We start from the raw sequence: 11,829 nt of genomic DNA, 5'->3' as shown, positions 1-11,829 counted from the left end.
GCCTCGGAGGTTTCCCCGTGTGCACGGTGGTGATCCGCGTTCCCGAGCCGGACGCGCCCGCACACGATCGCGCGGTCCGGCTGCTGGCGATCCGCGACGAGGATCCGCAGCGCCCGTGGAGACCGCTCGGACCGTGGTGGCCGCAGACGCACCCCGCGCTCGTCGGGGTGCAGGACGTCCGTGCCGGCGGGGCGTGGCTGGCCGCCGACGTCGACGCCGGGCGTGTGGCGGTCCTCCTGAACCGCGCCGAGACGCTCGCCGACCCCTCCCCCGCCTCTCGCGGCGGCCTCGTCCTCGCGCGCGCGGCCGGCGGGCGGTGGACGGACCCGCCCCGCACGCACGGGTTCAACCTCGTCGACGTCGCCGCCCGGGAGGCGCGCCTGCTCCAGTGGAACGGGATCGCCGAACGTGAGACAGCGATTCCCCCGGGGACCCACATGATCGCCCACGATGATCTCGACGACCCCGCCACACCGCGGATCGCCCGCTGGCTGGACGCCTTCCGCTCGGCACCACCCGCCGCGGGCGACGCGTGGTGGGAGCCGTGGCTGGACGTCCTCGACACCAGCGCCCGCCTCGCCCCTGCCGACGACGACGACGCGATCGTCCGCGACAACCGCCCCCACGGGTACCCGACGCAGTCACTGCTCGTCTGCGTCGCGTCGGTCGACGCGGACGGCGCGGACGTCCGCTACGGGGAGCTGCCGGCACCGGCGGCGTGGGGACGGGTGCGGCTGCTCCCGCCCGAACGTAGGCTTTGACCATGACGTATACGCATGACCAGATCGCCGCCGCAATCGACCACGCGATCCTCAAGCCCGATTTCACCCGCGCCGCCGTCGACGCCGAGCTCGACATCGCCGCGCAGTGGGGCGTGTTCAGCGTGTGCGTGCGCCCCTCCGACATCCCGCACGCCGTGGAGCGTCTCGCCGGGACCGGCGTGGCCGTCGGCACCGTCATCGGCTTCCCGCACGGCACGACCTCCACCGCGACGAAGGTCGCCGAGGTGCGCCAGGCGCTGGCCGACGGCGCGAGCGAGCTCGACATGGTCCTGAACATCGGCTGGCTCCTCTCGGGGATGGACGCCGAGGTCGAGGCGGACATCCGGGCGGTGGTCGCCGCCGCCGACGGGCACATCGTCAAGGTGATCTTCGAGACCTCGTACCTCGATGACGACGCGATCGTGCGGGCCTGCCGCGCGTCCGAAGCCGCCGGCGCCGACTTCGTCAAGACCTCCACCGGGTTCGCCGGTGGGGGCGCGACCGTGGAGCACATCCGTCTGATGCGCGCGAATGTCGGCGAGGCCGTACAGGTCAAGGCCTCCGGCGGCGTGCGGAGCCTCGACACGGCCGTCGCGATGCTGGATGCCGGTGCGACGCGCCTCGGCACGAGTGCCTCCGCGACGATCCTCGCGGAGGCGCGCGCCGTCGACGAGGGCGCCGTCGCGACCGGCGCGGTGGACGACTCCTCCTACTGAGGATCCCGGACCGGGCGGCGCGGACTCAGCCCAGCGCCGCCCGCACGTCTGCCACGTCCTGGCCCATCTGCGCGATGAGGGCGTCGATGCCGTCGAAGGCCTGCATGCCGCGGATGCGGGCGACGAACTGCACGTCGACCACGTGGCCGTACAGGTCGAGGTCGGTCTCGTCGAGGACGTAGGCCTCCACCTGCCGGACCGGGACATCGTCGAAGGTGGGGTTCGTCCCGACGCTGATCGCCGCGGGATAACGGATGCTGCTCCGCAGCCCGCCGGAACCCCCGCGCGCCCCGTGATCGACCAGCCATCCCGCGTAGACACCGTCGGCGGGGACGAACCCTTCGAGGTCGGCGGCGAGGTTCGCGGTGGGATAGCCGAGCGCGCGACCGCGCTTGAGTCCGTGGACGACCTCCGCGCGCACCGCGTGCGGACGGCCGAGGACCCGGGCGGCGTTCTCGACGGCTCCGTCGGCGAGGAGCTCGCGCACCCACGTGGACGAGACGCGTCGCCCGGCATCCGCCGCGCGCACATCGTCGACGATCTCGACGTCGAATCCGAGTTCGGCGCCGAGCTCGCGAAGGAGCTCCGGGTCACCGGAACCGCCGCGACCGAAGCGGAAGTCGCTGCCGACCATCACCAGGCGCACCGCGAGCGCACCGACGAGGACGTGCTCGACGAAGGCCCGTGCGGGAAGCGCCGCGAGCTTCTCGTCGAAGGTGAGCATGAGGGTCGCATCGACACCGGCCTCGGCGAGGAGACGCAGCTTCTGCTCCGGTCCGACGAGGGAGTCGGGGCAGAGGTCGGGGCGGAGGACGGCCAGCGGGTTCCGGTCGAACGTGACGGCCACCACGCGGGCTCCCGCGGCGGCGGCGTCCACACGCGCACGGTCGATCACGGCGCGGTGGCCGGTGTGCACGCCGTCGAACTTGCCGATGGCCACGACGGACGGACCGAAGTCGCGGGGCACCTCCGCTGGATCGCGGAAGACGATCACGCGGCGACCTCTGCGGCGTGCTGCACGCGGACGCCGGGGCGGTGCGTGATCAGCCACCACAGGCCCAGGAAGGGCAGCACGAGCGGGATGAAGAGGTAGCCGTACCCGAAGCCCGACCACACCGTCGGGTGCGCGAAGAGGGCGGGGAGGACAAGGCTCAGCGTGCCGATGACGAGCACACCCACCAGCTCGAAGACGATCGCGACCCACGCCACGACGTACCATCGCGCGGACCCGGCGAAGACGAGCGCGAGCGTGGCGAGGATGTAGACGAGCGCGGCGAGGGCCGACAGGGCGTACGCCAGCGGCGCCTCGTAGAAGCGCTCGACGATCTGGACGAACGAGCGACCGGTCGCGGCGAGGGCCATCACCGCGTAGACGATGACCAGGACGCGGCCGATGCCGCTCATGCGAGGACGGGAGGAGGCGCTCATGACCTTTCGATCCTAGGCGCGGCGGGCGCCGGGCGGACTCCGCTCACGCGACCTGGACGGTCCAGATCACCTGCATCCGCCACACCATGACGGCGACCGAGAGGGCGGCGACACCCATGATGACCGTGCTCCACCGGCTCCGCTCGAGCAGTGCCCAGGCCACGGCGGCCAGCGGAAGGAGCGCGGCCGAGACCAGGTAGACCCAGAACTCCAGGGCGCTCCCCGAGGGCGGGTTCCCGGCGAAGGGGGCGATGATCGCCGCGACGATCTGCACGATCAGCAGCAGCTCCACCAGGGCGAGGGACCCGACGCTCAGATCGCTCGGGCGACGACCGGCGAGGCCGGCGATGACGCAGAACAACCCCGCCGCGACGGCGAGCACCACCTGGGCGAGGGTGAACCACAGGATCATGCACTGTCTCCTTCGGGCATGTTCATCACGCTCTTCACATCGGCTCCGCGGCGCTCGACGATCCCCACCAGAGCCCCATCAGGGGCGACGGCGGCGATCGGAGATGACGGGAGACGCTCGGCGGCACCGGAGAGGCGCTTGCCGTGACGGAGGTCCCGGGCCTCCTCCCCGGTGACGTCGAATCGGCCCAGCACCTCGGCGGCGGTGGCCTCGGGAGGGTGGAGGCGGTCCCGGTCGATGTCGTCCACGCTCACCGCATCCGTCACGGAGAAGGGACCGATCCGCGTGCGGCGCAGGGCGGTGAGGTGCCCGCCGACCCCGAGGGCCGCTCCGAGATCGCGGGCGAGAGCACGGATGTAGGTGCCGCTGGAGCAGTCGACGACGACATCGAGGTCGACCACGGCACCGTGTCGGCGCTCTGCGATGACCTCGAGGCGCGACACGGTGACCTCGCGTGACTTCAGCTGCACGTCCTCACCGGCGCGCGCCAGATCGTAGGCGCGCCGCCCGTCGACCTTGATCGCGGAGAAGGTGCTCGGTACCTGCGAGATCGCACCCCGCAGGGGCGGCAGCGCAGCCTCGATCTGCGATGCGGTGAGGGACGCCGCATCCGTCTGCGCGGTCTGCTCTCCCTCCGCGTCGTCGGTGGTCGTCGCCTCTCCCAGCCGGATGGTGGCCTCGTATGTCTTGTCGAGGCCGACGACGTAGGTGAGCAGCCGCGTCGCCGCGTCGACGCCGACGACCAGCAGCCCCGTCGCCATCGGGTCGAGCGTCCCGGCGTGACCGACCTTGCGTGTGCCCAGCGCGCGGCGGGCGTAGGCGACCACATCGTGGCTGGTGATGCCGCCGGGCTTGTCCACCAGCAGGATTCCGCCGGCCGTCATCGCTCGTCCCCGGGATCCACTGGCATGCTCTCCAGCTTAGGCTCGTGGGGATGTCCGCACTCGCACCTCCCCTCATCGCCTGGTACCGCGAGAACGCCCGCGACCTGCCGTGGCGTCGCGACGGCTTCGGAGCCTGGGGCATCCTGGTGAGCGAGTTCATGCTCCAGCAGACACCGGTCGCGCGCGTCATCCCGCACCTGGAGGCCTGGCTGTCCCGATGGCCGGATGCCGCCGCGCTCGCCGCGGCCGCGCCGGGGGACGCCGTCGCACAGTGGGCGAACCTCGGCTACCCCCGTCGGGCGCTGTGGCTGCACCGCGCGGCGGTACAGGTCCGCGACCGGCACGACGGCGTCGTGCCCCGGGACGTCGACGCGCTCCTCGCCCTCAGCGGCATCGGCGACTACACGGCACGGGCGGTGGCGGTTTTCGCCTACGGAGACCGGCATCCGGTGGTCGACACGAACACCCGTCGCGTGCTCGCCCGTGTCCTCGAGGGGCGGGCGCAGCCCGGTCCTCCGGCACGGGGAGACCTGGCCCGTATGGAGGGGATCCTTCCGGAGGACCGCGCGGAAGCCGCGATCGTCAACGCCGCGGCGATGGAGCTCGGCGCGACCGTCTGCACGGCGCGGTCTCCGCGGTGCGACGCGTGCCCGCTCGCGGAGAGCTGTCGATGGCGCGCCGACGGCTTCCCCGCGTCGCCCGATCTGCGTCGCCGACAGGCGCGCTACGAGGGCAGCGACCGCCACGCGCGGGGCGCGGTGCTCGGTATCCTGCGGGGCGCAGCCCCGGAAGAGGTCGAGCTCGCCGCGCTGCTGGCGGAGTGGCCCGATGCCCGGCAACGCGACCGCGCGATCGATTCGCTCATCGCCGACGGCCTCGTGGAGGTCGTGGCGGACCGGGCGCGGCTGCCCCGATGAGACAGCCGCGCAGTCGGATCAGTCCTCGTCGTCGACGCGGGGCTTGATGTACGGGTCCGCCTCACCCGCCGGCGTTGCGGACGCCGCGAGTCCGGCGACGGCCTGATCCCGTTCCCGCGCCGCGCGCAGGAGGTCCTCGATGTGACCGGCGTTCTCGGGGATGCCGTCGAGGATGAACTCCAGCGACGGCGTCAGCCGCGTGTTCAGGTGCTTGCCGACCTCGGATCGGAGCATTCCGGTCGCCGCCTTCAGCGCCGCCGCGGAGCCTTCCCGATCCTCCTCGGAGCCGAGGACGGTGTAGAAGACGGAGGCGTGCTGGAGATCTCCGGTCACCCGGACATCCGTGATCGTGACGAAGCCGAGCCGCGGGTCGCGCAGCCCCTTCTCGAGACGTTCGGCGAGGATGACGCGGATGCGGTCTCCGAGGCGTGCCTGACGTTCGCCGGCCATGTGTGTTCCTTTCGAACGGAGCAGGGGCGCCCGCCCCTTACGGATACGCGGGCGCCCCTGTGGGGAGAGGATCAGCCTCGCGGCTTCTCCACCATCTCGGTGGTCTCGATCTCGTCGCCGATCTGGATGTCGTTGTACTTGCCCAGTCCGATTCCGGCCTCGAAGTCCGTGCGGACCTCAGTGACGTCGTCCTTGAAGCGGCGCAGCGACTCGATGGCGAGCCCGTCGGCGATCACGACGCCGTCGCGGATGACGCGCGCCTTGGCGTTGCGCGTGATCGTGCCGGAGCGGACGATGACACCGGCGATGTTGCCGAACTTGGAGGAGCGGAACACCTCGCGGATCTCGGCCACGCCCGACTGGACTTCTTCGAACTCCGGCTTGAGCATGCCCGTGAGCGACTGCTCGACGTCGTCGATCGCGTTGTAGATGACCGAGTAGAACCGGACGTCCACGCCCTCGCGGGCCGCGCGCTCGCGCGCCTTGGTGTCGGGACGGACGTTGAAGCCGATCACGATCGCGTTGTCGATCGTGGCCAGGTTGATGTCCGACTCGGTGATCGCGCCGACGCCGCGGTGGATGATGCGGAGCTGGACCGAATCGTCCACCTCGATCTTCAGCAGCGACTCCTCCAGCGCCTCGACGGCACCCGAGACGTCACCCTTGATGATGAGGTTGAGCGACTCGACCTTGCCCTCTTCCAGCGCACGGGTGAAGTCCTCGAGCGAGATGCGCTTGCGGGCCTTGGCCAGCTGCGCGTTGCGCTCGGCGGCCTCGCGCTTCTCGGCGATCTGACGCGCGGTGCGGTCCTCCTCGGTGACGATGAAGGTGTCGCCGGCGCGGGGCACGGAGTTCAGTCCCTGCACCTGGACCGGACGCGACGGGTACGCCTCGTCCACCGGGTCGCCGTTCTCGTCGATCATCGCGCGGACGCGGCCGTAGGCCGTTCCGGCGACGATCGCGTCGCCGACGCGGAGTGTTCCCGACTGGATCAGCACCGTCGCGACGGAACCGCGGCCCTTGTCGAGCTTCGCCTCGATCGCGACACCGCGGGCTGCCTTGTTCGGGTTGGCCGTGAGGTCGAGCCCGGCGTCCGCCGTGAGGAGCACGGCGTCCAGGAGGTCCTGGATGCCCGTCCCCTGACGCGCCGAGACGTCGACGAACATGACGTCGCCGCCGTACTCCTCGGCGACCAGACCGTACTCGGTGAGCTGCTGGCGGACCTTCGCCGGGTTGGCGTCGGGCTTGTCGACCTTGTTGACCGCGACCACGATCGGCACGTTCGCCGCCTGGGCGTGGTTCAGCGCCTCCACCGTCTGGGGCATGATGCCGTCGTCGGCGGCGACCACGAGGATCGCAAGGTCCGTCACCTGCGCACCACGGGCACGCATGGCGGTGAACGCCTCGTGACCCGGGGTGTCGATGAAGGTGATGGCGCGCTCGATCTCCTCGTGCTCGGTCCACACCTGGTAGGCACCGATGTGCTGGGTGATGCCGCCGGCCTCGCCGGCCACGACGTTGGTCTGGCGGATGGCGTCGAGCAGTCGCGTCTTTCCGTGGTCGACGTGACCCATGACGGTGACGACCGGGGGACGGATCTCGAGGTCGTCCTCGCTCTCAGCCTCCAGCTCGGCCTCGAGGTCGAGGCCGAAGCCCTCCAGGAGCTCCTTGTCCTCGTCCTCGGGCGAGACCATCTGGATCTTGTAGCCGAGCTCCTCACCGAGGACCTCGAACGTCGCCTCGTCCAGCGACTCGGTGGCCGTGGCCATCTCGCCGAGGTTGAAGAGGATCGTCACGAGCGTGCCGGGCTGCACGGTGTAGCCGCGGATCGCCTCGAGCTTGTCGGCGAAGTCCGAGATCGAGGCACCGCGACGCAGGCGGATGATCTCGCCGTTGCCCTTCTGGACATTGACGCCGCCGACCTGCGGGGCATCCCTCATCTCGAATTCTTGACGCTTCGCCCGACGCGACTTGCGCTGCTTGGACTTGCCGCCGCCCTTACCGAAGGCACCGGCGGTGCCCCCGCCGGGGCCACGGCCACGACCGCCGCCGCCACCGGGACGACCGGCGAAACCGCCGCCCGGTGCGCCACCGGGACGCTGGAAGCCGCCGCCGGCACCGCCGGGGCGACCCGGGCCGCCCGGACGCTGCTGGAACGGCGCACCGGGACGCCCGCCGCCGCCTCCGGGGCGACCGGGACGCCCGCCGGGAGCACCCGGACGCGGAGCACCCGGACGCGGAGCCTGCGGGCGGGGGATGTTCCCGGGGCTCGGGCGCTGGCCCATGCCCTGCTGGGACGAGAACGGGTTGTTGCCCGGACGGGGGCCGGCCGGACGCTGGCCCATCCCCTGCTGCGAGGAGAAGGGGTTGTTGCCCGGGCGGGGCGTGCCGCCGGGGCGGGGAGCCGCCGGTGCGGCGGGCGCGCCGGGACCGGGCTTGGGACCGGCCGTGGGGGCCGGGGTCGCGTCGGCGGCCGGCTTCGCGGGAGCCGACGGAGTCGCGTCGGGTGCCGCCGGAGCGGGCGCGGCCGGCGTCGCGGCAGCGGGCTTGGGCGCCGGGGTCGCCGCCGGAGCGGCCTCGGCGGGCTTCGGGGCGGCCGGGCCGGGGCGCGCGGCGGGACGGGCGGGGCCGGGGCGTCCGGCGGGCTTCGCCGCCGGGGCCGGAGCGGCGGACGAGCCACCCGCTCCATCGGCTTCGAGGGCGGCGCGGAGCTTCCGGGCCACCGGGGGTTCGATGGTGGACGACGGACTCTTCACGAACTCGCCGAGCTCCTTGAGCTTGGCGAGGGCGACCTTGCTGTCGACGCCGAGTTCGGAAGCGATCTCGTGCACGCGTGGTTTGGCGTTTGCCACAATTCTCCTGTCTGGGGTCCACCCCACACAGGGCAGACCATTAGTCGCGGACGGGACTCATTTCGAGCCGTTCACTTTGTTTCCATAGCCGTTCAGCCTTTGTCTTGCTGTAGGTGCTCTTCGATGGTCTGCGTGTCAAGTGGCCCTGACACACGGAGCGCACGCACGAACGCCCGCCGTTTCACGGCGACACCCATGCACGCACTCGACGCGTGGACCCATGCGCCCCGGCCCGGCAGCACCGCACGCTCATCGATGACGAGGACGGATTCGTGGGCGACCACCCGAAGGAGGGCGGTCCGAGGGACGCGTGCGCGACACGCGACGCACATTCGTACGGGCTCCATGGTACACCTCGCTCCCTGACCCCGCGCCGGGTGCGGAGCGCGTCCGGCGCGGAAGAAGGTCACGACTCCAGGATGGAGTCGGGTTGGATGTCGATCTTGGCGCCGGTGAGCTTGGCGGCCAGACGCGCGTTCTGACCCTCCTTGCCGATGGCGAGGGACAACTGGTAGTCGGGCACGAGCGCGCGAACCGCCTTGGTCGAGGCGTCCAGCACGAAGCTGGAGGTGACCTTCGCGGGCGACAGCGCGTTCGCGACGAACGTCGGGAGGTCGGCGGCGTAGTCGACGATGTCGATCTTCTCCCCGCCGAGCTCCTCCGTCACCGCGCGCACGCGGCGTCCGAGCTCGCCGATGCACGCGCCCTTCGCGTTGATCGTGGAGTCGTTCGCCTTGACCGCGATCTTCGTGCGGTGTCCCGCCTCCCGCGCGAGGGAGACGATCTCGACCAGACCCGCGGGGATCTCGGGGACCTCGAGGGCGAACAGCTTGCGCACGAGACCGGGGTGCGTGCGCGAGACCGTGATCTGCGGCCCCTTGTTCCCCTTGGACACCGAGGTGACGTAGACGCGCAGACGCGAACCGTGGGCGTAGTCCTCGCCCGGCACCTGCTCCTCGGGCGGGAGGATCGCCTCTACCGTGCCGAGATCGACGTGGACCATGCGGGGATTGGGGCCCTGCTGGACGGTGCCGGCGACGATGTCGCCCTCCTTGCCGCGGAACTCCCCCAGCACAGCGTCGTCGGCGATGTCGCGCAGACGCTGGCTGATGACCTGCTTCGCGGCGAAAGCAGCGATACGACCGAAGTTCTCCGGTGTGGACTCCTCTTCGCCGACGACGGCGTCGTCCTCGTCGAGGACCGGGACGAACACGGCGACGTGGCCGGTCTTGCGATTCAGTTCAGCCCGGGCGCCCGCGGGCAGCTCTCCATCGGGCGAGGTGTGCTTGGCGTAGGCGGTGAGGATCGCCTGCTCGATGATCCTGACGAGCTCGTCGAAGGGGATCTCCTTCTCACGCTCGACCGTTCGCAGCAGTCCGAGATCGATGTCCACAGGGGGCCTCCGTATTCAGCTCTCACCGACCCGAGATAGCGGCCGGAACCCCATTACGTTACCGGATGCCGGGGTGGAAGGCATCGGGGGCCGGTCGACGGGCCGCGGTCAGGGAGCGGCGTCGGCGTAGCGCGCGCAGTCGTCCGTGGGCGCGTCCCGCCCCGTGAACAGCGCGTCGGTCCACGAGATCAGGACGGGCAGGAAGCGCGAGCGGGGCAGGACCGTGGCGAGGTGGTCGTATCCGGCGTAGACGGCCCAGCGCACCTCGTCACCCTGCGCGCACGCCCGCTCCACGAATCCCTCCTGGAGACGCGCGGGGATGACCTCGTCCGCATCGCCCCACGCGACCAGGATCGGCACGTCCCACGGTCCCGTGGCCGCGTTCTCGGCCAGCCGCGCCCCGAGGGGGCCCGTGGTGAGGTCGGCGGGGAACAGAGGACTGTCCTCCGAGACGCCGAGCGCGGTGGCCACCGAGACGATCACGCCCGGCTCGGTGGGGCACCGCTGCGTCATCTCGCGCACGAGCGTCTGCGCGCCGGGCGCGACGTATCGGGACAGGTCGACGTCGTCGTACGTGTCGGCGTAGGGCACGAGGACCCACGAGCTGATGATCGACAACTCGGCCGTGGCGACATTGCGCGTCACCTCGTCGGCGAGTTCCAGCGGGTCGGTGACGGGGGCGAGGACCGCGGCGCCGAGGAGGTCGATGTCGGGGGCGTAGTCGGCGGCGATCTCCGCCATCCACAGGGCTGCGTGTCCCCCCTGCGAGTGCCCCCAGGCCACCGTGGAGCGCGACAGCGCCACACCGTCCAGTTCCCTCGCGGCCTGCACCGCGTCGAGGGACGACCGGGCCTCGCCACGCCCGATGAGGTAGGGGAAGACGCCCGGTGCTCCCTGGCCGGAGTAGTCGGAGGCCACCACGACCCATCCCCGCTCGAGGGCGTCGTTGAGCCCCGGAATCGCCCAGTGGGTCGCGGAGGCGTCCCGGAGGCTCGGCGCGCAGCCCCGGGCGACGCCCGTCGTGCCGTGGTTCCAGACCACCACCGGGCGTGCTCCCGGACGCGACTCGGTGGGGGTGATCACGAGCGCGCTCGCCACCGCCGGACGGCCCAGGGCGTCCCGGGTCGTGTAGAGGATCCGCTGCACGTCTCCCCCGGGCGGGGACTGTCCGGCGAAGGCATCCGAGCGGATCAATCGGCCGTTGTCGTAGGGGACGACCGCGGGAGGATCGTAGAAGGCGTCGACCACGGGCGCGCCGCTCTGGATCCAGCTGCCGAGATACCAGCTGCCGGAGGCGAGGATCACCAGCACAGCCGAGAGCGCGAACCGACCGGTCGCCCGCCACCGGCGCGCCGAGCGCGAGGGGGCGTCGCGATGCGCCGGCGGCGCGGTGAACGCGTCCGACACCGCCCGCCGCCCGCCGGAGCCCGGGCCGAAGCCGCGCAGCCCCCGAACGATCAGGGTCACACCGAACACCGCTGAGCGCACGCCGAAGACGATCGCGACCACGAGCAGGGTCACGTCCGGCCACGTGAGGGCGAGGATGCCGAAGACGATCTGCGCGCCGCCCCACGCGGTGGCGAGGACCCGTTCGCTGACGGATCCCTGCGTGATCGCGTCGAAGAGGGAGGCGAGACCGGCCAGAACGAGGAGGACGGCGAGGATGCCGGGCAGCTCCTCCAGCGTCCGTCCGAGTCCGATCAGGAGGGCCAGCCCCACCACGATCCAGGCGCCGCCGAAGAGACGCCGCGGCAGCGCCCCGGCATCCGTCGACCGGACGACCTCGCTGATGCCGGAGAGGACGACGCTCACACCGACGTACACCGTGAGGAGGACCAGCGAGGTCAGCGGCCGGGTGATGATCAGCAGCGCCAGGATCAGCACGACCGCACCGACGACGAGGGTGACCGCGGGCGGGGCATCGGCGACGAGTCGCGGGAGGACACTCCACCTCGACGCGGGACGATCCTTGCGTTCGCGTCTCACCGGTCCATGCTACGTGCGCGGGACGCCGCG

General features: G+C 71.6%; 12 protein-coding genes. 3 read left to right on the top strand and 9 right to left on the bottom strand.

Annotated elements, in window-relative coordinates:
• Positions 1-17: 17 nt before the first annotated feature.
• Positions 18-761 (top strand): NRDE family protein, encoded by a 744-nt coding sequence (locus AB0O93_RS12270; protein ID WP_363343704.1) that lies wholly within the window; start codon positions 18-20, stop codon positions 759-761.
• A gap of 2 nt (positions 762-763) precedes the next feature.
• The gene (gene deoC / locus AB0O93_RS12265; RefSeq protein ID WP_363343702.1) at positions 764-1,477 is read left to right on the top strand and encodes a deoxyribose-phosphate aldolase; all 714 of its coding nucleotides are present in this window, start codon (positions 764-766) and stop codon (positions 1,475-1,477) included.
• A 25-nt stretch (positions 1,478-1,502) separates the two neighbouring features.
• Here deoC and AB0O93_RS12260 read toward each other — a convergent pair whose 3' ends face one another.
• From AB0O93_RS12260 to truB, 4 genes are read right to left on the bottom strand one after another with little or no spacing between them, the layout of a single operon-like run.
• Positions 1,503-2,471, bottom strand: coding sequence for a bifunctional riboflavin kinase/FAD synthetase (locus AB0O93_RS12260; protein WP_363343700.1), 969 nt, complete (start codon positions 2,469-2,471; stop codon positions 1,503-1,505).
• Positions 2,468-2,905, bottom strand: a complete 438-nt coding sequence (locus AB0O93_RS12255) for a hypothetical protein (protein ID WP_363343698.1) — start codon at positions 2,903-2,905, stop codon at positions 2,468-2,470. The genes AB0O93_RS12260 and AB0O93_RS12255 overlap by 4 nt, the downstream gene beginning before the upstream one ends.
• A 43-nt stretch (positions 2,906-2,948) precedes the next feature.
• Positions 2,949-3,317 carry a hypothetical protein gene (locus tag AB0O93_RS12250; protein WP_363343696.1) on the bottom strand — a complete coding sequence of 123 codons (369 nt, stop codon included), beginning with the start codon at positions 3,315-3,317 and terminating at the stop codon, positions 2,949-2,951.
• Positions 3,314-4,201, bottom strand: coding sequence for a tRNA pseudouridine(55) synthase TruB (gene truB, locus AB0O93_RS12245; protein ID WP_363343694.1), 888 nt, complete (start codon positions 4,199-4,201; stop codon positions 3,314-3,316). The genes AB0O93_RS12250 and truB overlap by 4 nt, the downstream gene beginning before the upstream one ends.
• Positions 4,202-4,251: 50 nt before the next feature.
• Between truB and AB0O93_RS12240 the strand changes: the two genes are divergently transcribed.
• Positions 4,252-5,118 (top strand): A/G-specific adenine glycosylase, encoded by an 867-nt coding sequence (locus AB0O93_RS12240; protein WP_363343692.1) that lies wholly within the window; start codon positions 4,252-4,254, stop codon positions 5,116-5,118.
• Positions 5,119-5,136: 18 nt separating this feature from the next.
• Here AB0O93_RS12240 and rbfA read toward each other — a convergent pair whose 3' ends face one another.
• The 5 genes from rbfA to AB0O93_RS12215 form a co-directional block, all read right to left on the bottom strand.
• Positions 5,137-5,568, bottom strand: coding sequence for a 30S ribosome-binding factor RbfA (gene rbfA / locus AB0O93_RS12235; RefSeq protein WP_363343690.1), 432 nt, complete (start codon positions 5,566-5,568; stop codon positions 5,137-5,139).
• Between the two features lie 71 nt (positions 5,569-5,639).
• Positions 5,640-8,399 carry a translation initiation factor IF-2 gene (infB, locus tag AB0O93_RS12230; RefSeq protein WP_363343868.1) on the bottom strand — a complete coding sequence of 920 codons (2,760 nt, stop codon included), beginning with the start codon at positions 8,397-8,399 and terminating at the stop codon, positions 5,640-5,642.
• Between the two features lie 113 nt (positions 8,400-8,512).
• Positions 8,513-8,752: a YlxR family protein gene (locus tag AB0O93_RS12225; RefSeq protein ID WP_363343866.1), complete on the bottom strand. Its 240-nt coding sequence runs from the start codon at positions 8,750-8,752 to the stop codon at positions 8,513-8,515.
• Between the two features lie 74 nt (positions 8,753-8,826).
• Complete coding sequence (gene nusA, locus AB0O93_RS12220; protein WP_363343688.1) at positions 8,827-9,813, bottom strand: transcription termination factor NusA; 987 nt, start codon at positions 9,811-9,813, stop codon at positions 8,827-8,829.
• A gap of 108 nt (positions 9,814-9,921) precedes the next feature.
• Positions 9,922-11,799, bottom strand: coding sequence for a lipase family protein (locus AB0O93_RS12215; RefSeq protein WP_363343686.1), 1,878 nt, complete (start codon positions 11,797-11,799; stop codon positions 9,922-9,924).
• Positions 11,800-11,829: the final 30 nt, after the last annotated feature.

The sequence above is a fragment of the Microbacterium sp. NPDC077184 genome, assembly GCF_040687055.1.
Lineage (GTDB): Bacteria > Actinomycetota > Actinomycetes > Actinomycetales > Microbacteriaceae > Microbacterium.
This window is presented reverse-complemented; position numbering and strand designations above follow the sequence as displayed.